This window comes from Bradyrhizobium sp. USDA 4504 (assembly GCF_054063995.1).
In genome coordinates, this window is sequence record NZ_JBSSGV010000001.1 from 3,286,178 (window position 1) to 3,308,859 (window position 22,682).

Sequence of the window (22,682 nt, forward strand, 5' to 3'; positions counted from 1 at the left end):
CTGTTCACGGCGGTCGCGGTCCGGCTTAGTTGATCAGGCCGGCGTGCACCATCGCGCTGCGGACCGCCTGGCGGGTCGCTTCGGTGACCGGCACCATCGGCAGGCGCAGCTTCTCGTCGAGCTTGCCGAGCAGGGACATCGCGTACTTCACCGGCGCCGGATTGCTCTCGATGAACAGGTTGGTGTGCAACGGCATCAGCTTGTCATGGATCTTCAGTGCCGTGGTGACGTCGCCCTTCTGCCAGGCGGTCTGGAACTCCGAGCACAGCCGCGGCGCGACGTTCGAGGTCACCGAGATGCAGCCGTGGCCGCCATGGGCCATGTAGCCGATGATGGTGGCGTCCTCGCCGGAGAGCTGGTTGAAATCCTCGCCCATCGCGGCGCGCTGCTGCGAGACCCGCACCATGCTCGCGGTGGCGTCCTTGACGCCGGCGATGTTCTTCAGCTCGAACAGCCGCTTCATGGTGTCGACCGACATGTCGATCACCGAGCGCGGCGGGATGTTGTAGATGATGATCGGAATGCCGATCGCATCGTTGATCGCCTTGAAGTGCTGATACATGCCTTCCTGCGTCGGCTTGTTGTAGTACGGCGTCACGACCAGCACCGCGGTGGCGCCGGCCTTCTCGGCGTGCTCGGCGAGCTCGATCGCCTCCTTGGTCGAATTCGAGCCGGCGCCGGCGATCACGGGCACCCGGCCCTTGGCCTCCTCGATGCACCACTCGACCACCCGCTTGTGCTCGTCGTGGCTCAGCGTCGGGCTCTCGCCGGTGGTGCCGACCGGCACCAGGCCGTGGGTGCCCTCGGCGATCTGCCAGTTAACGAGGCCGCGGAAGGCGGCTTCGTCCACCGAGCCGTTTTTGAAGGGCGTCACCAAGGCAGTGAATGATCCCCGGAATTTTGTCTTGGCTGCCATGGACTTCCTCCAAACGCTTCAGGCTAAAGGCTAGGTCGACGGACCTTTGTTGTTGGCGCGCTTCACGTCCGTGCGACCGGCACCCGGTTGTTGCGAAACGCCATGAAAGGCAATTCATATCGGGTCTGGCGGACAGGCGAAAGGGCCGTACCGTACCTATTCCCAGCGGTAATCTGCGGAGCGCGAAATCGTTTCCAGCCGCGATTTTGCCGTTGTGCTGGCGCAAACAGCCGCACCGGCAGGCTTCTTAGTATTTTGTGTACGTTTTCAATCAAATAAGAACCCATGGCCCAAACGACCAGATGATTCGGGGCCGCAGAGGACTTCTGTGATCCGTTCCGTTCGTGCAGGCACATTGCGGTCGACGGCGCTGGCGACGAGCCTGGCGCTCGTTGTCGGCCTTGCCGCCATCACGGCAGATGCCTGGGCCGCCGAGGATGCTCCAACCGCAAAGCCCGCTGCCCAAGCTTCCAAGAGCGCCGCCTCCAAGACCGCGCCGAAGTCCACGGCTCCGAAGGCGGCGGCGTCAAAGCCAGCGGCAACCAAACCCGGCGCCGCCAAGACTGACGCGGCCAAGACTGACGCTGCCAAGACCAGCGCTGGAAAGACTGACACTCACAAGGCAACGTCGTCCATGTCCGGCGCGGTCAAGACGGACGGAGCCAAGGCCGCTCCTGCCAAGACCGAAGCTCACAAGGCAACGGCTCCGAAGCCCACGGAATCCAAGGGCACCACGTCCAAGACCAACACATCCAAGACCACCGCGAACAAGCCCGCCGCTCCGGTTGCAACGGGAACTGTATCGAACAGGTCGGTGCCCGCGCCCGCACTGGTTCCGGCAACCCGCCAGCATGCCGCGCCGATCGCGCGCAAGCCGGTGCTGCCTGCGGCCGTGGCCGCGACATCCTCGACGTCGCAGTCGGACAAGGAAGCGCTTGCAAGCGTCGTCGAGCTGCTGCGCAAGCGCAAGCCGGCGGACGCCACCGAGGCCGAGGCCTCGATCTCAGATCCGGTCGCGCGCAAGCTTGCCGAATGGCTGATCCTGCGCAGCGAGGACAACGGCGCCTCGGTCGAGCGCTACCGCGCCTTCCTCGATGCCAATCCGAGCTGGCCGTCGCAGACCTTCCTGCGTCGCCGCATCGAGGCTTCGCTGTGGGACGACCACCGCGACGACTCCGCGGTCTGGGCCTGGTTCCAGAATGAATCGCCGGTCTCGGCCAAGGGCCGGCTCTCGCTCGCCAAGGTGATGATCGGACGCGGCGACCGCGGCAATGCCGAGCGCCTGGTCCGCGAGGCCTGGCGCAACGACGGGATGAGCGAGGACACCGAAAACACCGCGCTTGAGCTGTTCGGCTCCTTCCTGACTGCCGGCGACCACAAGGCACGCATGGACACCATGCTGTACGGCACCGACAACGAGGCCGCCGGCATGCGCGAAGCCAAACGCCTTGGCTCCGGCTACGTGGCGCTCGCGAAAGCACGCATCGCCGCCACCCGCAAGGGTTCGAACCTGCGCGCGCTGCTGGAAGCCGTGCCGAGCGAACTCTCCGGCGACACCGGCTACTTGTTCGCCAGGATCCAGTTGCTCCGCCGCGAGGAGAAATTCTCCGAGGCCGCGCGGCTGATGCTGAGCGCACCGAAGGAAGCCTCCCGCCTCTACAATGTCGACGAATGGTGGATCGAGCGCCGGCTGCTGGCGCGCAAGATGATCGACACCAACGAGTTTCGTACCGCCTATTTGATCGCGCGCGACGCGGCGCTGCCGGCCCGCGACATCTACAAGACCGAGCAGGAATTCACCTCGGGCTGGATCGCGCTGCGCTTCCTCAACGATCCCGCCCTCGCCGCCCAGCATTTCGCGCGGATCGGCGTCGGCAGCGCCAACCCGACCGCGCTGGCGCGTGCCGGCTATTGGCAGGGCCGCGCCGCGGAAGCCGCCGGCCGCGGCCAGGAGGCGCGCGCCGCCTACGGACGCGCGGCCGAGCAGTCCACCAGCTATTACGGCCAGCTCGCGCGCGCCAAGCTCGGCCTGCCGCAGATCGAGCTGAACAGCGCGCCGCGCGGCCGCGGCGCCGAGCGGCTGGAGATCGTACGCGCGGTAGCGCTGCTCTACGAAATCGACGCGCGCGAGCTCGCGATCCCGATCTTCGGCGACATGGGCGACAATGGCGATCCGGAAGCCCTTGCCGGCCTCGGCGAGCTCACCGCGCGCCACGGCGATGCCCGCGGCATGCTGCTGATGGGCAAGGCCGCGCTCAACCGCGGACTGCCGTTCGACCATTACGCCTATCCGGTCAACGGCATCCCCTCGTTCCGCCAGGTCGGGCCGGAGGTCGAGCAAAGCGTCGTCTACGCGATCGCGCGCCAGGAGAGCGCGTTCAATCCTGCGGTGGTGTCGCCGGCCCAGGCCTACGGCCTGATGCAGGTGACGCCGGACGCCGGACGTTACGTCTGCAAGCGCGCCGGCATCGGCTTCGACCTCAACCGGATGAAGACCGATCCGGTCTACAACGCGATGCTCGGCGCCGCCGAGCTCGGCGGCCTGCTCGAGGACTATCGCGGCTCCTACATCCTGACCTTCGCCGCCTACAATGCCGGCCGCGGCAGCGTGCGGAAGTGGATCGAGCGCTATGGCGATCCGCGCGATCCCAAGGTCGACGCGGTCGACTGGGTCGAGCTGATTCCGTTCTCGGAGACGCGGAACTACGTCCAGCGGATCATGGAAAACCTGCAGGTCTATCGCGCCCGGTTCGGCGGCGGCACCAAATTGCAGATCGAGGCCGATTTGCGACGCGGCGCCAGCGTGGAATGAGCCGGCGCAACGGGTTTTCAACAGGCTGGGCGACCGCAGCTTCCAGCCTCGACCAAAGATCCAGCTAATCTATTGTTATATCTTGCATTTTAAGCAACCGCGCGCTCCGATACGAGCCGATCGGCGCGGTTTATAAAGGCTTGGGGACGGCCGGCGGCCGAGCTGCCCTCAAATCACCTTGGCGCAATCTGAATCTGCCGCTTGCGGCTCAGCGCCCTCTCGGGCATATCGGCGCCATTGGAGACGTGGCCGAGTGGCTGAAGGCGGCGGTTTGCTAAACCGTTATAGGCTTGTAAAGGCCTATCGAGGGTTCGAATCCCTCCGTCTCCGCCAGCCAACTATTTGTCCAGCCCGGAGACATGGGTAACAGGTCGTACCTAAGACATGGGTGACAACCTCGTGCGAGAGCATGGTCAAATTCATCTCTCAGAATCGTACCGATTTTCCGAAACTTGAGACGGCGATCAGTTCGACCGTTACTGCAAATATGACCAAGGCTGGATAAAGAAGCGCCGCCGGGGCAATGCCATTTCGAGCCCGGCGGCGTACTTTTGGCGTGCTGCACGGCGCTCCCTTAAAGTTCAATCTCGATTGCCATGTTCGCGCGCACAAGGGTGGTCAAGCCCGCTTTCAATCTCTTCGCTTGCCAGGTCTGGAAAGCTGGATCGGCGTTCAGCTTGTCAACCGCCGCGCCATAAGCCGAAAACGTCTCAAAATTTACTGAGAAAACGAAATTGCCGGCTTCACCGACGGCGACAGACCAGAACCTTGGTTTGCCACCATGCTTGCGCCAAAGCGCGGCACTCTCCTTTGCCAATTCGAGTATTCCTGCGAGGTCACCGCCTGGATTCGGCTTGACCACGTACTGCACGACTACTGCCATGCTACCCTCCATTGAAATTACAGGAGGAGCGCATGCGAGGCTGTGTTTCGGTCGTGGGGTTTGATCTAGGTCAAGCAATCCAGCGACGCGACACGGGTACTTAGCCGCCCCGGCGCGAACCGCGATGGCATAGTGCCTGCACTCTGGACCGTGCTGGGGATTTCAGTGTCCCAGTTCAGGAAGGAAACGCCGCCGGGCGTGTATTTTTGAGACCGGCGGCGTACTTTTTGGGGATTTGATCAGATCCAGTCGGTTGCCCAGCCGGGCAGACGATCCGGAAGCGGCCTATCGAGCAGGCCAGCGAACAACACGGCGAGCGCCGCACCTTTGATGCCTTCGCCGTTGCTCCATCCGAAATGGGGGACCGCCGAGGCAATCGCCCACATCCAAAACGGTATTGGCGTGCGACCGCTGACTGTGACTTCGAAAGTATTTTCCAGTTCTCTTGTTCGCCCGGTATTGTCCATAAGCCGCAGAAAAAGCAGCCCTTTACTCACTCTTGAGCGGCGGTCCTAAGAGGGTCGTCCTGGAGGAATGCCGGCATCGGCCCGTGGCCTGGACCGGTTGTCACCTCCGCGTGAATGAAACATCATTCCCGGCTCCGCGAAGCGAGCACGCAACAAACCGCGCCCACCATCCCCGCATTGTTTATTTCACCTGAATATTTCCGGGGTAAAGCCATGCAGCAAGACAGTGGCATCCACTTCCAGGATACCGACCAGGTTCTGCGTAACGCCCAGCTTCGCCGATCCGCCGACTTGGGTCCCTGGTTACGGCAGCGCTTCTCATCCAAGGCAGGCAGGCTCGTGGTCGCAACTTCGCTGGCTTGCATGGTTGTTGTGCTGGCGATCGCTGCTGCCCCGCGGCCGGTCTCGAGCGCTGCGCTTGGCAGCGAGTGGCAATGTAGCAAGGCAGCGTTTGTCCTGACGACCTGCCGTCAAGCCGACCCCGCCCGTTCATAGCAAGCAGCCGCATTGGGGACGTACGGTAGCGACGTCAATTGGCTCTGGTGAAACCATTTGTCCGGCGACTCCGTAACTGGAGCGCCGGCCTATTTCTTCCATTTTGGCACTACGGGCCGGCTGGGGTCGTTCGGTCTTTCCCAGTCACGAACGGCCCCACTTTTAGGCCCATCCATGAACCGCGTCAGCTTTCCCTCGGCCTGATTATTTGGCATCAAATGATCAAGGCGCCCGCGCGAAGAATCCGTCGGCCGGTCGAGATCGAGCTGAAGGCGAAGAAATAGATGGATGGCCCAAGTCGCGGTCTCAGGTTAGCGATCTGTTTCGCGCTGGTTCTCGTTCTGCCTGCTGCGCAGACGCCGCCGACGCTGCATTCGCGGGACGAGTGGCGTGTGGTTGACAAGGAATGTCGCGACGTCTTGCCTGCGCAGGCAAAGATACGGGCGTGTCTCAACCTGCTGAGCGATCGACGCCTCTCGACCGCTTATCTTGCGTCGATCACCGGCGAAATATCGAGCACCTTCCAAGGCTTGCGGGACTACGGCAACGCCATCAAGTACAAGAAGATCGAAATTGAACGCACCTCGGCGAGGCAACCTTCTTCGTCGGGTGACGCACTTCCTGCCAGTTTCGGCGCGATGTCTCTGCGTTACACGGAGCTCGGGACACTCCAGGCGCTCAATCGCCAAACCAATTTCGGCAGTCAGTCGGATGAAGCACGCCGAGGCGCCACTGAGGAGCAAAACAGCTACAACCTTGCGCTTCGGTACAACCCGATGAACTACAGGGCATATCGATACCGGGCTGAAATTGGCAGCCAATTCTGCGACAGCGCGTCCGCCGCTCAAGACATGGAAGCAGCGGTCAGGTTTGCCGAACAGGCAGGAGATCAGGACGCCGCGCGAGACTACAAGCGCGTCACGCTAGGTGCTTGCGTTCCGGCGTGGCGGCGAGAATAGTCCGAGCCATCAGACTGTCGCCAGCCGGCGGCACACGCCGCGCCGCACCGCCCCGACAGTATTCTTACGGACCCCCAACTGGCAGGGAACTTGCGATGTATCCGTGAATAGTTCGGCGCCAGCTGTTCTCGGTGTGCCGAACTCAGACATTCGGAGCACGCAAATGAACATGCATCATCGTTTTGAGACAGCTGGCGGACGTAGCGGACGCGAGTCGACGGTCAGCAAGATGCTGTCCGATCTCGTCCTGGCCTGCCGGCAGATCGAAGCCGACATCGCGACCGAAGAAGCGCGCGTGGGAATTTATGACCGATCGGACGCGAGGTATCCGATTTTGGCAAGGTCGCTCAATGAGCGGCACGCCAATCTCAAGGGAACGATTGCCACGCTCGAAAAGCGCGTCGCCGAGAGATCTCAGCACAAGCTGGTGACCGACGCAGCATAGCTCGGTCTTTGACCAGCTCCTTGCACGCGGGCAGAGCGATCGATGCGATGAAGCATCAGTGCGGCGGCGACGACGTCAGCCGCTGCCGCGGGTGGATGGATCGAGGTTTCGGTTCTCGCCGGGCGGGATCGGGCCAAAGCCCGGATATACGTACCGGTCCGGAGACACGACCTGTTCACTTGGACGGATGATGAGGTGCTGTCGCCCGCGACGATGATGCGCCTTTGCGGCGTCAGCATCCGCACTCCACAGGACCACAAGGGGCAACGTCAGGGCTAAGGCAACAGGCAAGCAAACACGCAAGGCAACACGCATCACGATCACTCCGTTTCACCGAACAGGTGATCGCCGAGCGTAGCGCTGTATTCTGCCCTGGCTTCTCACATGCGATCAAAACAGCGAGATCGGCGATCCGTCACTTCGTTATCACGCACCGATCGTGATCTTTAGCGGCCGCGGCAAGGCTTGCGCGCTGGCGACACCGAGCAGCGCGAGGCCGCCGCCGATGACGTGGAACGGCCTGACCGGCTCGCCGAGCATCACGATCGCGGCCGCGGCCGTCAGCACCGGCAAGAGATTCATGAAGATCGCGCAGCGGTTCGGGCCGAGCTGCGCGACGCCGCGGATCCAGAGGAACGGCAGCACCACCGACGCGAGCGCGCCGGCATAGACGATCAGCGGCAAAGTCTCGGCGTTGACCTGACGCAGCGGCGCCGGCGTCGCGAGGAACGCGGGAAACATCACGGCCAGCGCGCACAGCGCCTGCATGTAGGTGGATTGCCATCCAGTGATCGGGAGATTCCAGCGTTTCAGCAGCACGCCGTACAGCGCATAGACGATCGCGGCCAGCAGCATCAGCGCGTCGCCCGCATGCACGCCGTTCTGCAACAGCGACGACAAGTCGCCGCCGCTGACGAGGTAGACGAGGCCCGCAAATGACAGCGGTGCGCCCCAGATCATGCCAAGCGTCGGCGGTTCGCCGAGCAGCGCGGCACTGAGGGCGACCGTCAACAGCGGCGTCAGCGCGGTGAAGACAGCCATGTTGGTCGCGGTGGCGGTTTCGGCCGCCAGATACGACAGGCTCTGGAACAGGCACATCGCAAGGAAGCCGAGGATCGCGAGCGGACCGAGATGCGGCCAGATCGCACGGCGATTGCGCCAGGCGCCGCGCGCCACAAACGGAGACATCAAGAGCATCGCGACCAGCAGGCGATAGAAGGTGATCGCCTGCGGACCGATCGTGTGCGCCGAGAGGCGAGAGACGATGACGTTGCCCGCCCACAGCACGATGGCAACGAAGGGATAGAGAAGTGCGACTTTCTGCTTGAACATGACCCGGCAGCGCGTTGGTGAAGGACGCTCCAGCAACTACCTGTCGCGCTAACGTCCGTCTCACGCTAGAATGACCTCACCTAGTGAGATTGGGACATGCGAGATGAAGACGTGTTGGACGAGCTGACCACACGGCACCTCGACTATCACGCCACGGCGCGGCCGATGGCGGCGATGGAGATCGACTATCCGAGCGGCGCGTCGACCGGCCTGCACGCGCATCCGCGCGGCCAGCTGCTCTATGCGATCGAAGGCGTGATGGTCGTTCGCTGCGCTGAAGGCACTTGGGTGGTGCCGCCCAACCGTGCGGTGTGGCTGGTGGCCGATCTCGCGCACGAGGTCCGGATGTGCGGCGCGGTCAAGATCCGCACCGTGTTCGTGGACGCCGACGCGGCTCCCGATCTGCCGGGGGCCAGCTGCGTGTTCGCGGTCTCGCCGCTGCTGCGCGAATTGTTCGTCGCCGCGATGCGCGTCCCGCTGGACTATGCGCCCGCGACCTCCGATGAGCGCCTGATGCGCGTGCTGCTCGACCAGCTGCGCGAAGTCGATGTGCTGCCGCTGCACTTGCCGATGCCGCGCGACGAAAGGCTCGCGCGGATCTGCGCCGCGCTGGTGGCCCACCCGGACGATGGCTCCACGGCGGAGCAATGGGCGCGCCGGCTGAAGCTGACGTCGAAGACCATCCATCGTCTGTTCGCCAGGGAAACCGGCATGACGTTCGGCGAATGGCGTCAGCAGGCCCGCCTGCTGTTCGCGCTCGAACGCCTCGCGCGCGGCGCCCGCGTGATCGATGTCGCGCTCGATGCCGGCTATGCCAGCCAGAGCGCCTTCACCGCGATGTTCCGCAAGCATTTTGGCGTGCCGCCCAACGCGTTCTATCGGTGAGCCGTCCACTGCCGCTGTGCTCCCTCTCCCCGTTCTTACGGGGAGAGGGTTGGGGTGAGGGGCTGCATCCGCAAAACAACTTCGAGTTAGACTCGCGGAGATTCCCCCTCACCCGGATCGCATTGCGCTTCGCTCCATGCGATCCGGCCTCTCCCCGCACACGGGGCGAGGTGAAGCAGAGTCCGTTGCTCGGCCTGGCATAATTTCGTCGCGCTTTAGTGCTCCGCCGCCGACTGAGCCTCCGGTCCCAGGATCCATTCCCTGAACGCCGCGATCTTCGGAAGCGACTGCCGGTTGTCGGGACAGACGAGATAGTAGGCGAACTCCTCCAGATGCGCGGTCTCGAGCAGCTGGACCAGTTCGCCGCTCGCGATCTCATTTGCGACCATCGCGGCCGGCAGCAGGCCCGCGCCCTGCCCCGTCAGCACGGCCTTCAGCAGAAGGCCGCTGTCATCGAACGAGGGTCCGCGCGGCGTGCGAACCTCCGCGATGCCGTTGGCCTGAAACCACAGGCTCCACCCCTTGCGATCGGCGTCATGCACCTGCGGCCAGCCCGCGAGTTCGCCCGGAGATGCCGGCCGGCCAAGTCGCTCAACCAGCGACGGCGATGCCACCGCCACCATCTCCACGGTGACGACGCGGTCGCTGCGCAGCCCCGGATAGCGGCCAAGGCCGTGGCGCACCGCGACGTCAACGCCGCTGCGCGAGAAATCGACCACTGTGTTGCTGGTGACGATCTGCAGATCGATCTCGGGATGCGCATCCTGGAACGAGGCCATGCGGGGCACCAGCCAGGCCGACGCAAAGAACGGCGTGACGCTCACCGTGAGCGTACCGACATCGACCGATGCCGCGACGCGGCGCGAGGCATCCGCGATCTGGCGAAACGCGTTGCGGATCGACGGCAGATAGTCGCGGCCGGCGTCGGTGAGATAGATGCCGCGCGGAACCCGCTCGAACAGCTTCACGCCGAGATCGGCTTCGAGCGTCTTGAGCATCTGACTGACCGCGCCCGGCGTCACGCATAGCTCCTCGGCCGCGAGCTTCACCGAGAGATGGCGAGCAGCGGATTCAAACGCCTTGAGCGCGTTCAGGGGTGGAAGCCGGCTTTCCATGATTTAGATTTTCTAATCTGAATTGCCCAGCAAATCTGGTTTGCCAACTCGACATTCGGGGCGCCCTATCAGCTTAATCCGATGCTGAAAGCTGCGTCAACGCAGAGAAAGTCGAACCATGGAACTTAGATTTTCTAACTTTCTTTGCCGCTCCCGACGGCTTCGTTTCTTGATGGAGCCAAGCCGTGACTGAGGTCGCAAGCAAGCTCGGCCTCCGCGAGATCGCTGCCGGCGGCCAGACCGGCCCGCTCGTCGAGCGCATCAACGCGTCGCAAGCCGGCAGCCTGCCCGGCCTGCTGGACTTTCAGTGGCTCGAAGCCGGACGTGGCCACATCCGCGGCCGCTTCGAGATTGCCGCAAAACACTTCTCGCCGCACGGGCTGCTGCACGGCGCAAGCATCGTCGCATTGGCCGATACCGCATGCGGGTTCGGCTGCCTCGCGTCGTTGCCGGACGGCGCCATCGGCTTCGCCACCGGAGAGTTGAAGACCAACTTCATCGGCGCCGCGCGCGAAGGCGGCATGAGCTGCGAGGCGCGCCTCGTTCACGCCGGGCGCACCACCCAGGTGTGGGACGCCGAGATCCGCACCGAGGCGACGGGCAAGACCATCGCGCTGTTTCGCTGCACACAGATGCTGCTCTACCCGCCGAGCAAGGCCGGTGGTCATGCGGCACAGGGAGAACGATCATGAGGAATGCCGTCATGCACGCCGGTTATCAACGCGCCAAGCCGTTCTACGGCCGGTACGTCGTCGCAGCAGCCTTCGTCGTGACGCTGATCGGCTTCGGCAGCGCCTACACATTCTCGTCCTTCGTCGAGTCCCTGCAGCGGGAGTTCGGCGCCTCGCGCGGCTCGGTATCGCTGGTGTTCTCCTTCGCTGGCTTCCTGTATTTCGGCCTGGGGATGATCTCCGGTCCGCTTGCCGATCGCTGGGGCGCACGCAGGCTCGCTGGCCTCGGAATGGCGCTGGTCGGTCTCGGCATGGTGCTGGCGGGACAGGCCCAGACCATCCTCCAGGTCTATGCCGCCTACAGCATCGGGATCGGCGCCGGTGTCGGTTGCGCCTACGTGCCGACCTTGGGCGCCGTGCAGCGCTGGTTCGTCAGGCGGCGCGGTTTTGCGTCGGGCCTCGCCGTCAGCGGGATCGGGGTCGGCACACTGGTGATGCCGCCGCTCGCGACCTGGCTGATCACGAGCCTCGGCTGGCGCGATGCCTATGTCGTGCTGGGCGTTGTCGCCGCCGTCGCCGGGATCGGTGCATCCCTGCTGATCGCGGACGATCCGCGCCGCTACGGCACCGGACCGGACGGCGATCCGCTCGAGACGGTATCGGGCGCGCCGCTCCGCCAGGGCGTCTCGATCCGCGCTGCGGTACGGAGCGCGCGCTTCGCCGGGCTCTATGCCGCCTGCCTGATCAGCGCGTTCGGCGTATTCGTGCCCTTCGTGCACCTCGTGCCGTTTGCGGTCGATCATCAGGTGGCGCCGACGCTGGCCGTGCTGTTGCTCGGGATGATCGGGGTTGGCAGCACGGCCGGCCGGTTCTTCCTCGGCGGCATCGCCGACCGCGTCGGCCGCGATGCATTCCTGGTCGCGATGTATCTCGGCATGGCCGTCTCGCTGGCGATTTGGGCGATCGCCGGCACCTTCTGGTCGCTCACGGTCTTCGCGCTGCTGTTCGGCCTGTTCTATGGCGGCTGGGTCGCGATCCTGCCCGCTGTCGTCACCGACCATTTCGGCGGCCGCAATGTCGGCGGCATCATCGGCATCCTCTACACCAGCGTCGCGGTTGGCACGCTGCTCGGCCCGAGCGCCGCCGGCTTCGCCTACGACATCAGCCACAGCTACTTCATTCCGGTGGCGATCAGTGCAGCCGCCAACCTCGTCGCCGCCCTCATCGCAATGGCGACCATGCGAACGGCCTCGCCGATCGCCTCGGTTGAGCAGGCGTGAGGCCCTCATGACGGTCGGTGACCCCCGTGCTACGCTCGGAGATCACCGCCCCATCGTTTCGAGACCTCCGTGATCGCTCGCCTCGCCATGACCAATGCCTGGACTTATCGGCGAGCCGACAGGGAAGACATCGTTGAGCTGGCATCGTGGCGCGGCGCCGGCTCGCTTGGCCTCAAGCCGCACTTCCATGACGAGAACCAGATCGTGCTGGTGCTGTCAGGGTCGCGCGCCTTTCGCATTGGCGGCGCGACCGTCACCGTGCCCGCCGGCCATGCCGCGCTGATTCCGGCCGGAATGCTGCATGCGCCGATGACGATGTCGGACGAGGAAACGGTCTGCCTGAACGCCTACGTTCCTGCCGGCCGCGTCTGCTCATCGGTGCGGATCATCCGTTTCGGGCAGCGTTGGCGGAACGTCGACGAGATCTCGCCTGGGCACGTCAGCGAGATCGCCGACGACATCCTGTCGTGCGCGCCGTCCCACCCCGCCGGGTGCACCGACAAGACGAAGCTCGGCATCACGCTGACCGAGAGCGTCGCGCCGATCGGAGCGATTGCCGCCGGCTTCGGGCGAAGCCGCGAAGGCTTCAGCCGCATGGTCAGCCGCGAGCTCGGCATCCCGCCGCATACCTTCCGTCTGCTGGCCCGGCTCAATCTTGCCCGGCAATTGCTGCGCGCCGGCGCCCCAATCGCAGCAATCGCGGCCGATGCGGGCTTTTCTGACCAGAGCCACCTCACCCGGCTGTTCCGCCGCACCTTTGGCACGACGCCGGGCGTCTACTGGCGCGGCTGAAGTGACGTCACAGACGTTCCAGACCGATTGGCGCGCCGCCCGCTAGCCTCCTCACCCTCAAGAGGGTGAAGGATGGATACCCAGACAAGTCTTCTGCTGCTGGCGGCCGGGGTCGCCGGAGGGATCATCAATGCACTGGCGGGCGGCGCCACACTCATCACCTTTCCGGCGATGCTCGCTGCGGGCCTGCCGGCCGTCATCGCCAACGCGTCGAATGCGGTGGCGATCTCGCCGGGGCATTTGATCGCGGCGCTCGCCGATCGCGGCAAGCTGCCGCCGCCGACGCGGCGCACGATCAGCTTCGTCGTGATCGCCACGGTGGGCGGCGCGGTCGGCGCCAGCGTGCTGTCGCTGCTTTCCGAGCGGCTGTTCCTGCTGCCGGTGCCGGCCTTGATCGCATTTGCAACGCTGTTGTTCGGCTTCGCGCCGCAGATCCAGGGGTGGACCGTCGAGCGCCACAAGGCCGCGGCCTTGCCCTCGACCAGCGCGAGCGGTGCTGTCCTGGGATTGTCGTGCATCTATGGAGGCTTCTTCGGCGCCGGTCTCGGCGTCATCCTGACCGCGGTGCTGTCGATCACCGAGCCCAGCGACATCAGGGCGATCAAGGCGTTGAAGAACCTGCTCGCGACCTGCGTGTCGCTCGCTGCCACATTGATCTTTATCTTGCAGGGAGCGGTGCGGTGGCCAGAGACCCTGGCGATGCTGCTCGGCGCCATGATCGGCGGCTATGCCGGAGGCTTCCTGATCCGGATCCTTCCCGGCCACACCGTCCGGCAATTCGTCATCGTGGCCGGAGCGCTGATGACGGTGGTCTACGCGGCGCGATACTGGTTCTAGGTGGAGCGAGGGAGCCGAGGCTCCATCGATATCGGTTGGCTTAGTGCGTCGTCATCCAGGCGCGGGCTTCACGCTGGGCGACCGCGATCTCGACATCGGACATCTGCTCGGCGACTTCGCGACGGTGCGCGATCGCGTCAGTACGTCCCTTGAGCGCCGCCAGGTTGAACCATTTGTGCGCCGCGACGAGGTTGACCACACCGGAGCGGCCGCTCGCCCAATACATACCACGTTCGAACAGCACGTCCTGGATCGCCGTTGCGGCAACCGGGACAGCGCTTTCCTGATCGATGACCCCCTGAAACATTCTCATTCCCCTTTTTGTTGCTGGCCGCCCTCCCCCGAGCGCGGCCCCCGTCCACTGTTGAAACTACCCTGTCATTCCCTGGCTGATCTTTGATCATGCCCGGGCTGATCTCTTGATCATGCCCCGCGCTGATCCTCGGGATCACCGCGTGCCGTTTGCCGGCTTGTTGGGATGATCATGGCCCATCAAATTTGAAGAGCGGTTTAAGTATCGCGATGAACGGGATGTAAATCGGCGTCGCCGAGGGCGCATCGAGGAATCGCAGAAGTGCCTGTGCCGCAGGCACTTCCTTGCATTCGTGAACGCCGGTTTACCCTGGTGTTTGGGACAACGATAACCATGGCGGACATTGGCCGCGGCGCCGGCGGGTCCCACCAGGCAATCAGTTTCGAAATTGACGGAGGGGCGGCGCGACCATGGACGAGCCGCGGAGCGGCGTGCGGTCGGGTGCACAGACAAAAGCAACGCGAGGCCGTCAGGCCCAGCGTCGATCCGGAACGGGGATGGATGGGGAAAGTGGCTGCCGGGCGCGGACTGCGCGGGCCGCCGGAACGAGGGGGTCGGCGAACACGTCAGGACCAGATTTCAGCTCGGCATTCTCGCCGGTGAAATTGCGGAACCAAGCGGGCTCCGCACCGAACGAAGAAATCTCTGTTTCTTCTGCCGGACCGGCTTTGGGAAGGTTGCCCTCTCCGAAACTCGATCCAGCCGTTTGACCTGATGTCTCGCCGACACCCTCTTTCGTCAGCCAGAGCCTTGGGGGTGGGATATGCCTCTCAGCAGTCCGTCCGCTGGCTCTCGCGACGTGCCGGCGTCAAGCCGCCGGCAATCCTCTCGAGGCGAGAGGCTTACTTCTTCTTGGCGACCTTGCGGGTCTTCTTCGCAGTCTTCTTCACTGCGCTCTTCGCCTTCTTCGCCTTCTTCGCCTTCTTTGCCTTCTTAGCCATGTTGCCCTCCAGTATGTGAGATGGCTCTACTTCGCTGCGTGCACTCGGGAATCGATATGCACTACTTCCCGAATACACCAACAGACCGAAAAAAACAGTGTCCCGCTTAAGGAAGTGTTGACGCAGCGGTGGCAACGCGCACCGCGCGCGCCGCCGTTCAAATCGACACTTCATTCACGCGACGATGCAAGAAGTGCAACAGCCGCCGACATCGGCATTTGTCAACGTTGCAGGAAATGCCTTCTGTTGTAGGCTTTTCTTGAATTCGCATTGAAGCGATCGACGCGAGATCGTCGTTGCGCTGAGTCGCGAGCGAAGACGAAAAGCGGCACGTCGCCGACGCCGAGTCGTAATTTTTGGCAACGAAAAAATTTTCGTGGGAAAGACGGCTTTTGCCTCGTTTGAGGTCATCCGAACCGGATTTGCGAACGAATCGCGGCTTCTGCGATTCGGCGCCGGTGGCGCCGGCGCGCCACGAACGGAGGGTGTGAGGCAGGATCACGCCACGTTCACGCGCGCGCGACGACACCGAAGGTGACGGCAAAGGAGCATGCAAGGGAGCATGATCCGGCTGGATCATGCTCCAAGGACAACATCATTGTCCTGTTGTTCAGATGCCGAGCTTCGACTTCAAGAGGTCGTTGACCGCCTGCGGGTTCGCCTTGCCGCCCGACGACTTCATCACCTGACCGACGAACCAGCCGACCAATTGCGGCTTCGCCTTCGCTTGCTCGACCTTGTCGGGATTGGCCGCGATGATGTCGTCGACCACCTTCTCGATCGCGCCGAGGTCGGTGACCTGCTTCATGCCGCGCGCCTCGACAAGCGCGCGCGGATCGCCGCCTTCCTGCCAGACGATCTCGAACAAGTCCTTGGCGATCTTGCCGGAAATCGTTCCCTCGCCGATCAGGTCGACGATCGCGGCGAGCTGCTCCGCCGACACCGGCGAGGCTGCGATCTCGACGCCTTCCTTGTTGAGACGACCGAACAATTCGTTGATCACCCAGTTGGCGGCGAGCTTGCCGTCGCGTGCCTTGTCGGCAAGGCCCGACAGCACCGTCTCGTAGAACTCCGCGCTCTCGCGCTCGGCGACCAGCACGCTCGCATCATAGGGCGACAGGCCGAAGCCCGTAATAAAACGGGACTTCTTCTCGTCCGGCAGTTCCGGCAGCTGCGCCTTGAGATCGTCGACGAAGGCCTGGCTGAACTCGAGCGGCAACAGATCGGGATCGGGGAAGTACCGGTAGTCGTGCGCCTCTTCCTTGGAGCGCATCGAGCGGGTCTCGCCCTTGTTCGGGTCGAACAGCCGGGTTTCCTGGTCGATCGAGCCGCCGTCCTCGATGATCTCGATCTGACGCCGCGCCTCGTACTCGATCGCCTGGCCGATGAAGTTGACCGAGTTCATGTTCTTGATTTCGCAGCGGGTGCCGAACGCGGTCTCGCCGTAACGGCGCACCGAGACGTTGACGTCGGCGCGCAGATTGCCCTTCTCCATGTCGCCGTCGCAGGTGCCGAGGTAGCGCAGGATCGAGCGCAGCTTGGTGACGTAGGCCTTGGCCTGCTCGGCGTCGCGGATGTCGGGCTTGGAGACGATCTCCATCAGCGCAACGCCGCAACGGTTGAGGTCGACATAGGACATCGTCGGCGACTGATCGTGCAGCAACTTGCCGGCGTCCTGCTCCAGGTGCAGCCGCTCGATCCCGATCGTGACGCTGCGGCCGCCGTCGAGCTCGAGCGACACCTCGCCCTCGCCCACGATCGGCGACTTGTACTGGCTGATCTGGTAGCCCTGCGGCGAGTCCGGATAGAAATAGTTCTTGCGGTCGAACACCGAGCGCAGGTTGATCTGCGCATTCAGCCCGAGACCGGTGCGCACCGCCTGGCGGACGCATTCCTCATTGATCACGGGCAACATGCCCGGCATCGCGGCATCGACGAGCGAGACATGTGAATTGGGCTCGCCGCCGAACGCGGTCGATGCGCCGGAGAACAGCTTCGCGTTCGAGGTGACCTGGGCATGGATCTCCATGCCGATCACGACCTCCCAATCGCCGGTGGCGCTCTTGATCAGTTTGTGCGGGGCGGCAGATGCGGTCATGGATCTCGGTTTCCGGATAAAGGATATCTGGGATGGATTGGGCTTCGCGCAACCGATCGCGCCAGTCAAGCCGCCTTACAGTCCCCTTGCAGCCCGCCGCCGTCGCCTGCGGCGGATCAGAGCCCGCGCCGGAACTGCTGGTAGGCCTTGCTCGAGCGCAGCGCGTCGGCGCCGCCCGCGATCAGTTGGTCGACCTGCTCCGGCGGCAGCGACAACCGCGTCGGGATGGCGTTCAGGATGCCGGCGCGGTCCGGTCCGAGCCGATCGAAGCCGAGCCGCTCGACATAGATCGCGACGTCGCCGCATTTCCAGCCGGCGCCGACGCCGAGCCGGCTGCGCTCCGCCGCCGACAGCCCGCAGCGCCAGCGCTTCAGCTTGCCGGACCAGTCCTCGGCGAGCGCCGTGAAGGCGGCGTAGCTGGAGCGCACGCTGGCATCGATCGCGGTGTCGGCGGCCGCGGACACCAGTTCGACGCCGCTCGGCCCTTCGAGCGTCTGCACGAAGTCGCCTGAGATGCCGCGGCCGGCGTCGACCACCAGGAACAGAATGCGCTTCAGCTTGGCCGCCTGCCGTTCGTTCAGCGGCTCGTAGGGACGCTGCGCGGCGAGCAAGCCGATGCTCAGCCCCGACAGACCGTAATTGTCGACGAGGCCGCCATCGAGCAGCTTGACGTAGCGCATCGAGCCGTCGCGGTAATGTGCCTGGGCCTCGGCGTAGGCGCGCAGCAACGGCTGTGCGTTCGGATCGTTGCGCACCCGCTCGAGCCAGGCCGGCAGCGGCGCGGCGCAACCGCCGGGATAGGTTTGCAGCACGATCGGGGCGAATGCCAGCGGCACCGCGGCCGATGCCGCCACCGCTTCGGCGACACGATACGATCTGATGTCGCTGCACAAGGCATCGAACGACGTCTTGCCGAACACGAACGGCGTGCGGTTGTAGATGTCAGACGCGTTGATCCAGACCCGCGGCCGGCGATCGTCGGCCAGTGCGTCGAACCGCGCGCCGTCGAACAAATTCTGATCGAGCCAGTCGGTGAACTGGCTGTCGTTGACGCCGCCGCCGAGCGCGCGCCCGATATTGCCGAGCGAGATCCGGGTCTTCAGTCCCTCCTCGGCGTTGCGCAGCAGGAAGCGCTGGCGAAAATCGTCGAGCGCCGCGCGGCGCTTCAATCCGAAATAGGCGGCGGTGACCGATCCGCCGGAGACGCCGGAGACGAAGTCGACGCGGTCGAGCAGCGTCTTGGTGCCCGCCGCACTCGAACGCGTGTGGTCAAGCTCCTCCAGCACGCCGAAGGAAAACGCCGCCGCGCGGGTGCCGCCGCCGGAGAACGACAGCGCGAGCAGCAGATCATCTTCGTAGGCCGGAATGTCGCGAGCGCTGCTGTTGTCGGCGAGCGCGGCGCCGAGCGGCACATTGCCGGGCAGATTGTAGACGGAGGCGCAGCCGGCAAGGCCCGCCGCCACCACGGCCACCAGCATTGCTGACAGCCATCCCCCTATGCCCGACCCACGCACGAATACTCTCTTTTGCCGCTGGCCCCCGCCCGGTTCCACTAGCCTATCACGGCCAATCTGGGCGGCGGCATGGCGGCCGAAACAGGGTTAATGCTCGCGGTGCCTCCGCACCGGCGTCCTTTAGCCGCGCTGCGCCAGCAGCGCGGCAACGATCCGCTCCCACTCGGCCTCGAGCGTGTCCTTTGCGGCCGGCTGGCCGGCCTGGCGATACCAGTAGCCGGCATTGCCAAGATCGCCTTCGACGCGATGCAGATGGGCATGCACCCAGGCCGAATTGGCGTCGCCCTCATCCTGCACGATGCGGTGCGCCTGGTCCCAATCGCCCTTCTTCGCCCACCACAACGCGGCGAGCGGCGGCGACAGCGCCGCATCGGGCGCGGTGTCAGCGAGACTGGCGCGGAAATCCGCCATCGCTCACCACCATCTAGGCGCCGTGAACCGGCCGGCCGCCTGCTCGATCACCTCGCCGAGCGAGAACAGCGTCTCCTCATCGAACGGACGGCCGATCAGTTGCAGGCCGAGCGGCAGGCCTTGCGAGTCCTTGCCGGCGGGCACGGCGATGCCCGGCAGGCCCGCCATGTTCACGGTCACCGTGAAGATGTCGTTGAGATACATCTCGACCGGATCGGCGCCGCCCTTCTCGCCGATGCCGAACGCCGCCGACGGCGTCGCCGGCGTCAGGATTGCGTTGACACCCTTGGCGAAGCAGTCCTCGAAGTCCTTCTTGATCAGCGTCCGGACCTTTTGCGCGCGCAGATAATAGGCGTCGTAGTAGCCGGCCGACAGCACATAGGTGCCGATCAGCACGCGGCGGCGCACCTCGTCGCCAAAACCATCGGCGCGGGTGTTCTCGTACATCTCGATGATGTTCCTGCCCGGTTCGCGCAGCCCGTAGCGCACGCCGTCGTAGCGCGCGAGGTTCGACGAGGCCTCCGCCGGCGCCACGATGTAATAGGCCGGCAGCGCATATTTGGTGTGCGGCAGCGACACCTCGACGAGTTCGGCGCCGGCGGCCTTCAGCCACTGCGCGCCCTCGCTCCAGAGCTTTTCGATCTCGGCCGGCATGCCGTCGAGCCGATATTCCCTGGGGATGCCGATCTTCATGCCCTTCACGGACTTGCCGATCGCGGCCTCGTAGTCCGGCACGGCGATGTCGACCGACGTGGTGTCCTTGGGATCGTGCCCCGCCATCGAGCGCATCAGGATCGCGGCATCGCGCGTCGAGCGCGCGATCGGGCCGGCCTGGTCGAGCGAGGATGCAAACGCGACGATGCCCCAGCGCGAGCAGCGGCCATAGGTCGGCTTGATGCCGACGGTTGCGGTGAACGCGGCGGGCTGGCGGATCGAGCCGCCGGTGTCGGTCGCGGTCGCGCCCATGCAGAGAGCAGCCGCCACCGCCGAAGCCGAGCCGCCGGACGAGCCGCCCGGCACCAGCGTGGTGTTGGAGCCCTCGCGCCGCCACGGGTTGGTGACCGGGCCGAAGCACGAGGTCTCGTTCGACGAGCCCATCGCGAATTCGTCATTGTTGAGTTTGCCGAGCAGCACTGCACCGTCGCGCCACAACTGCGAGGTCACCGTCGACTCGTAGGGCGGAATGAAATTGCCGAGGATATTCGAGCACGCAGTGGTCCTGATGTCGCGGGTCGCGAACAGGTCCTTGATGCCGAGCGGGATGCCGGCGAGCGGTCCGCCCTCGCCTTTTGCAATTTTCGCGTCGGCGGCCTTGGCCATCTCGCGGGCGCGGTCGGGCGTCTCGAGCACATAGGCATTGAGTACGCGCGCGGCTTCGATCGCGGCGAGATGTGCGTCGGTCAGCTCAACGGCTGTGAAAGACTTGCTCGCCAGGCCCTCGCGGGCCTCGGCGATCGTCAGCGATGTCAAATCAGTCATTTATTGATCGGGCTGCAGAAGAACGGAGACAGGGTCTTGTCGTTGGCGGGGTCGTCATGCCGGGCTTTGGCATTTTCCTTGGCGCGGGCGGCGTCAAGCGCCTCGAGATGGTCGAGCACGGCGTCCATCGCCGCGTTGGGATCGGCGACCTTCCCCTTGCGCTCCATGGCATCGAGGAAGTCCATATAGACCTTGTAGGCCTTCTCATCGTCGCACAGCAGACACATTGAACTTTGTCGCTTTTGTTTGACGCGTTTTCTTCACGCGAACCGGTATCCACTTCGCTCGAAAACGCGATGCTTGCGTTACTCGACCACCTTCGGCACCAGGAAGAAGTCGTTCACGGTGTCGGGCGCGTTGCGGACAATGACGTCGGCGATCTCGCCGTCATTGACCACGTCGGCGCGCTTCTTCATCTCCATCGGCGTCACCGAGGTCATCGGCTCGACGCCGTCGATATTCACTTCCGACAGCTGCTCCACAAAGGCCAGCATCGCGTTCAGCTCGCCCTGGAGATGGGGAACTTCGGCGTCGCTGACCGCGATCCGCGCCAGGTGCGCGATGCGGCGGACGGTCGTGGCGTCTACGGACATTATATAGGGCCTCGGGGCTGAAAGGTCAGCCTGCCGTATAGCAGAGGCCGGTTTTGCGCCGCAACCGCGCGAATTTGCCCGCCCAACGGGGCTTTGCGCCCATCCGGCGACCGGGCAAGACACCCTGCCACGCATTCCGGCTGCGAAACGCACGACGAAACCAGTTCGCGGCCACCGCGACGTCGTCTCGAAACATTCACGGCGCCTACTCCACCAAACAGAAAAGTTCGGAGCGCGTCATGTCAATGCTCAACGGCAGCCCCCGCCCGGAGGGCTGGGACCCCGCCCTCTGGTCGATCGGCACGGCGCTGGGGGTCGCGATCCTCTACGTGGCCTGCCTGGTCTGAACGAGGCCGCGCGTCAGGCCTGAGACAGAGCCGCCATCCGCGCCAGCGCGGCGCCGGCGAGCGCGCGGGTCAATTCGGCCGCCGGCATTTCCTTGCCCATCCGCACCGCCTGCCCGGCCCACAGATTGGTGAAATCGACCTTGCCCTGTTTTTCGGCAGCCGCCTTCAGCGGTCCGAGGGCGGTTGCTGCGTGCGGGAACGCCGGCGCGTCCGGCGAGATCGGCCCGACCTCGCGCATCACGCGGTTGGCGACGCCGCGCGCCGGGCGTCCGGTCATCACATTGGTGATGACGGTCGATTCGTCGCTCGCTTGCGCCAGCGCGACACGGCCCTGCGGGGTTACCTTGGATTCCGGGCAGCGCAGATAGGCCGAGCCGATCTGAACGGCCGCGGCGCCGAGCGCGAATGCCGCCGCGATCCCGCGCCCGTCAGCGATACCGCCGGCCGCGACCACCGGCACCTTCACCGCATCGACCACCTGCGGCAACAGCGAGAACGTCCCGGGCTGCTCGGAAATATTCTCGGTCAGGAACATGGCGCGATGGCCGCCGGCGTCGGCGCCCTGCGCGATGACGACATCGGCGCCGTTCTCTTCCAGCCAGATCGCCTCCTTCACCGTGGTCGCCGACGACATCACGATCGCGCCGGCCGCCTTCACCCGCTGCAACAGCTTCGGCTCCGGCAGGCCGAAATGGAAGCTGACCACCTCGGGCTTCAGCTCCTCGACCACGGCGCAAAACGCCGCGTCGAACGGCGCGCGGTTCGCCGCGTTGATCGGCGCATCCGGATCGAGGCCGAGCTCGTGATAGTAAGGCGCGAGCAGCTGCCGCCATGTCGCTTCATGCGCGCGATCGGTCTCGACCGGCGTGTGGCAGAAGAAGTTCATGTTGACGGGCGCCGAAATGCGCTGACGGATGATATTGACCTGCTCGCGTGTCTTCTCGGCCGATAGCATCGCGCATGGCAATGAGCCGAGTGCGCCACCCTCTGCGGCTGCGATGACAAGCTCCGCATCCATCACGCCCGCCATCGGCGCCAGTACGATCGGGAATTCGGTTTTGAAGAGATCAGTTAGACGTCGATCAGGCCACATTCTT

Annotated in this window: 22 protein-coding genes and 1 tRNA gene; 9 read left to right on the forward strand and 14 right to left on the reverse strand. The window is 64.6% G+C overall.

Going from position 1 to position 22,682, the window contains the following annotated elements:
• Positions 1 to 25: 25 nt before the first annotated feature.
• Positions 26 to 916 carry a 4-hydroxy-tetrahydrodipicolinate synthase gene (gene dapA / locus ACVMB1_RS15170; RefSeq protein ID WP_076834417.1) on the reverse strand — a complete coding sequence of 297 codons (891 nt, stop codon included), beginning with the start codon at positions 914 to 916 and terminating at the stop codon, positions 26 to 28.
• Positions 917 to 1,247: 331 nt separating this feature from the next.
• Here dapA and ACVMB1_RS15175 point away from each other — a divergent pair, with 331 nt between their 5' ends.
• Together ACVMB1_RS15175 and ACVMB1_RS15180 are read left to right on the forward strand one after the other, a co-directional pair.
• Positions 1,248 to 3,728: a transglycosylase SLT domain-containing protein gene (locus ACVMB1_RS15175; protein WP_456849906.1), complete on the forward strand. Its 2,481-nt coding sequence runs from the start codon at positions 1,248 to 1,250 to the stop codon at positions 3,726 to 3,728.
• A 239-nt stretch (positions 3,729 to 3,967) separates the two neighbouring features.
• Positions 3,968 to 4,061, forward strand: a tRNA-Ser gene (locus ACVMB1_RS15180).
• Positions 4,062 to 4,302: 241 nt separating this feature from the next.
• On the opposite strand, the gene ACVMB1_RS15185 is transcribed toward ACVMB1_RS15180, so the two are convergent.
• A complete protein-coding gene (locus ACVMB1_RS15185) occupies positions 4,303 to 4,611 on the reverse strand; it encodes a hypothetical protein (RefSeq protein WP_210262909.1) in 309 nt (102 codons plus the stop codon).
• Positions 4,612 to 4,850: 239 nt separating this feature from the next.
• Positions 4,851 to 5,108, reverse strand: a complete 258-nt coding sequence (locus tag ACVMB1_RS15190) for a hypothetical protein (RefSeq protein ID WP_456848705.1) — start codon at positions 5,106 to 5,108, stop codon at positions 4,851 to 4,853.
• A 749-nt stretch (positions 5,109 to 5,857) separates the two neighbouring features.
• Here ACVMB1_RS15190 and ACVMB1_RS15195 point away from each other — a divergent pair.
• Positions 5,858 to 6,532 (forward strand): hypothetical protein, encoded by a 675-nt coding sequence (locus ACVMB1_RS15195; protein WP_456848707.1) that lies wholly within the window; start codon positions 5,858 to 5,860, stop codon positions 6,530 to 6,532.
• 163 nt (positions 6,533 to 6,695) lie between these two features.
• Positions 6,696 to 6,977 carry a hypothetical protein gene (locus ACVMB1_RS15200; RefSeq protein WP_141341851.1) on the forward strand — a complete coding sequence of 94 codons (282 nt, stop codon included), beginning with the start codon at positions 6,696 to 6,698 and terminating at the stop codon, positions 6,975 to 6,977.
• A gap of 426 nt (positions 6,978 to 7,403) precedes the next feature.
• On the opposite strand, the gene ACVMB1_RS15205 is transcribed toward ACVMB1_RS15200, so the two are convergent.
• A complete protein-coding gene (locus tag ACVMB1_RS15205) occupies positions 7,404 to 8,309 on the reverse strand; it encodes a DMT family transporter (protein ID WP_456848709.1) in 906 nt (301 codons plus the stop codon).
• A gap of 96 nt (positions 8,310 to 8,405) precedes the next feature.
• Here ACVMB1_RS15205 and ACVMB1_RS15210 point away from each other — a divergent pair, with 96 nt between their 5' ends.
• A complete protein-coding gene (locus ACVMB1_RS15210) occupies positions 8,406 to 9,194 on the forward strand; it encodes an AraC family transcriptional regulator (protein WP_057020763.1) in 789 nt (262 codons plus the stop codon).
• Positions 9,195 to 9,409: 215 nt separating this feature from the next.
• Here the strand turns inward: ACVMB1_RS15210 and gcvA are convergent, their stop codons facing one another.
• Positions 9,410 to 10,309, reverse strand: coding sequence for a transcriptional regulator GcvA (gene gcvA / locus ACVMB1_RS15215; RefSeq protein WP_057020764.1), 900 nt, complete (start codon positions 10,307 to 10,309; stop codon positions 9,410 to 9,412).
• 185 nt (positions 10,310 to 10,494) lie between these two features.
• Between gcvA and ACVMB1_RS15220 the strand changes: the two genes are divergently transcribed.
• From ACVMB1_RS15220 to ACVMB1_RS15235, 4 genes are all read left to right on the forward strand, one after another.
• A complete protein-coding gene (locus ACVMB1_RS15220; RefSeq protein ID WP_082654056.1) occupies positions 10,495 to 11,001 on the forward strand; it encodes a PaaI family thioesterase in 507 nt (168 codons plus the stop codon).
• Positions 10,998 to 12,260, forward strand: coding sequence for an MFS transporter (locus tag ACVMB1_RS15225; protein ID WP_456848712.1), 1,263 nt, complete (start codon positions 10,998 to 11,000; stop codon positions 12,258 to 12,260). The genes ACVMB1_RS15220 and ACVMB1_RS15225 overlap by 4 nt, the downstream gene beginning before the upstream one ends.
• A 69-nt stretch (positions 12,261 to 12,329) precedes the next feature.
• The gene (locus ACVMB1_RS15230; RefSeq protein ID WP_253623792.1) at positions 12,330 to 13,052 is read left to right on the forward strand and encodes a helix-turn-helix domain-containing protein; all 723 of its coding nucleotides are present in this window, start codon (positions 12,330 to 12,332) and stop codon (positions 13,050 to 13,052) included.
• Between the two features lie 72 nt (positions 13,053 to 13,124).
• Positions 13,125 to 13,889 (forward strand): sulfite exporter TauE/SafE family protein, encoded by a 765-nt coding sequence (locus tag ACVMB1_RS15235; RefSeq protein ID WP_456848714.1) that lies wholly within the window; start codon positions 13,125 to 13,127, stop codon positions 13,887 to 13,889.
• A 40-nt stretch (positions 13,890 to 13,929) separates the two neighbouring features.
• On the opposite strand, the gene ACVMB1_RS15240 is transcribed toward ACVMB1_RS15235, so the two are convergent.
• The 9 genes from ACVMB1_RS15240 to ACVMB1_RS15280 form a co-directional block, all read right to left on the reverse strand.
• Complete coding sequence (locus ACVMB1_RS15240; RefSeq protein WP_057020768.1) at positions 13,930 to 14,196, reverse strand: hypothetical protein; 267 nt, start codon at positions 14,194 to 14,196, stop codon at positions 13,930 to 13,932.
• Positions 14,197 to 15,300: 1,104 nt separating this feature from the next.
• A complete protein-coding gene (locus ACVMB1_RS15245; RefSeq protein WP_141341872.1) occupies positions 15,301 to 15,723 on the reverse strand; it encodes a hypothetical protein in 423 nt (140 codons plus the stop codon).
• A gap of 30 nt (positions 15,724 to 15,753) precedes the next feature.
• Positions 15,754 to 17,241 carry an Asp-tRNA(Asn)/Glu-tRNA(Gln) amidotransferase subunit GatB gene (gene gatB / locus ACVMB1_RS15250; RefSeq protein ID WP_057020769.1) on the reverse strand — a complete coding sequence of 496 codons (1,488 nt, stop codon included), beginning with the start codon at positions 17,239 to 17,241 and terminating at the stop codon, positions 15,754 to 15,756.
• A gap of 116 nt (positions 17,242 to 17,357) precedes the next feature.
• On the reverse strand, positions 17,358 to 18,719 hold the full coding sequence (locus ACVMB1_RS15255; RefSeq protein ID WP_168858152.1) for a patatin-like phospholipase family protein: 1,362 nt from the start codon (positions 18,717 to 18,719) through the stop codon (positions 17,358 to 17,360).
• Positions 18,720 to 18,875: 156 nt separating this feature from the next.
• Entirely contained in the window at positions 18,876 to 19,166 is a 291-nt protein-coding gene (locus ACVMB1_RS15260; protein WP_253590054.1) for a hypothetical protein, read from the reverse strand.
• 3 nt (positions 19,167 to 19,169) lie between these two features.
• Positions 19,170 to 20,645, reverse strand: a complete 1,476-nt coding sequence (gene gatA, locus ACVMB1_RS15265; RefSeq protein ID WP_076834438.1) for an Asp-tRNA(Asn)/Glu-tRNA(Gln) amidotransferase subunit GatA — start codon at positions 20,643 to 20,645, stop codon at positions 19,170 to 19,172.
• Complete coding sequence (locus tag ACVMB1_RS15270; protein WP_456848716.1) at positions 20,642 to 20,872, reverse strand: hypothetical protein; 231 nt, start codon at positions 20,870 to 20,872, stop codon at positions 20,642 to 20,644. Before ACVMB1_RS15270 ends, gatA begins: the two co-directional genes overlap by 4 nt.
• Positions 20,873 to 20,950: 78 nt before the next feature.
• Positions 20,951 to 21,238 (reverse strand): Asp-tRNA(Asn)/Glu-tRNA(Gln) amidotransferase subunit GatC, encoded by a 288-nt coding sequence (gene gatC / locus ACVMB1_RS15275; RefSeq protein WP_057020773.1) that lies wholly within the window; start codon positions 21,236 to 21,238, stop codon positions 20,951 to 20,953.
• 360 nt (positions 21,239 to 21,598) lie between these two features.
• A complete protein-coding gene (locus ACVMB1_RS15280) occupies positions 21,599 to 22,678 on the reverse strand; it encodes an NAD(P)H-dependent flavin oxidoreductase (protein ID WP_076834440.1) in 1,080 nt (359 codons plus the stop codon).
• Positions 22,679 to 22,682: the final 4 nt, after the last annotated feature.

Bases quoted from the DNA above. Each gene is read 5' to 3' on its own strand.
- ACVMB1_RS15260 (WP_253590054.1), bottom strand. From the start codon at position 19,166: ATGGCGGATTTCCGCGCCAGTCTCGCTGACACCGCGCCCGATGCGGCG.
- ACVMB1_RS15225 (WP_456848712.1), top strand. From the start codon at position 10,998: ATGAGGAATGCCGTCATGCACGCCGGTTATCAACGCGCCAAGCCGTTC.
- gatB (WP_057020769.1), bottom strand. From the start codon at position 17,241: ATGACCGCATCTGCCGCCCCGCACAAACTGATCAAGAGCGCCACCGGC.
- ACVMB1_RS15235 (WP_456848714.1), top strand. From the start codon at position 13,125: ATGGATACCCAGACAAGTCTTCTGCTGCTGGCGGCCGGGGTCGCCGGA.
- ACVMB1_RS15185 (WP_210262909.1), bottom strand. From the start codon at position 4,611: ATGGCAGTAGTCGTGCAGTACGTGGTCAAGCCGAATCCAGGCGGTGAC.
- ACVMB1_RS15270 (WP_456848716.1), bottom strand. From the start codon at position 20,872: ATGTGTCTGCTGTGCGACGATGAGAAGGCCTACAAGGTCTATATGGAC.
- ACVMB1_RS15280 (WP_076834440.1), bottom strand. From the start codon at position 22,678: ATGTGGCCTGATCGACGTCTAACTGATCTCTTCAAAACCGAATTCCCG.
- ACVMB1_RS15240 (WP_057020768.1), bottom strand. From the start codon at position 14,196: ATGTTTCAGGGGGTCATCGATCAGGAAAGCGCTGTCCCGGTTGCCGCA.
- ACVMB1_RS15245 (WP_141341872.1), bottom strand. From the start codon at position 15,723: ATGATCCAGCCGGATCATGCTCCCTTGCATGCTCCTTTGCCGTCACCT.
- ACVMB1_RS15255 (WP_168858152.1), bottom strand. From the start codon at position 18,719: ATGCTGGTGGCCGTGGTGGCGGCGGGCCTTGCCGGCTGCGCCTCCGTC.
- ACVMB1_RS15195 (WP_456848707.1), top strand. From the start codon at position 5,858: ATGGATGGCCCAAGTCGCGGTCTCAGGTTAGCGATCTGTTTCGCGCTG.
- gatC (WP_057020773.1), bottom strand. From the start codon at position 21,238: ATGTCCGTAGACGCCACGACCGTCCGCCGCATCGCGCACCTGGCGCGG.
- ACVMB1_RS15205 (WP_456848709.1), bottom strand. From the start codon at position 8,309: ATGTTCAAGCAGAAAGTCGCACTTCTCTATCCCTTCGTTGCCATCGTG.
- ACVMB1_RS15200 (WP_141341851.1), top strand. From the start codon at position 6,696: ATGAACATGCATCATCGTTTTGAGACAGCTGGCGGACGTAGCGGACGC.
- dapA (WP_076834417.1), bottom strand. From the start codon at position 916: ATGGCAGCCAAGACAAAATTCCGGGGATCATTCACTGCCTTGGTGACG.
- gcvA (WP_057020764.1), bottom strand. From the start codon at position 10,309: ATGGAAAGCCGGCTTCCACCCCTGAACGCGCTCAAGGCGTTTGAATCC.
- ACVMB1_RS15210 (WP_057020763.1), top strand. From the start codon at position 8,406: ATGCGAGATGAAGACGTGTTGGACGAGCTGACCACACGGCACCTCGAC.
- gatA (WP_076834438.1), bottom strand. From the start codon at position 20,645: ATGACTGATTTGACATCGCTGACGATCGCCGAGGCCCGCGAGGGCCTG.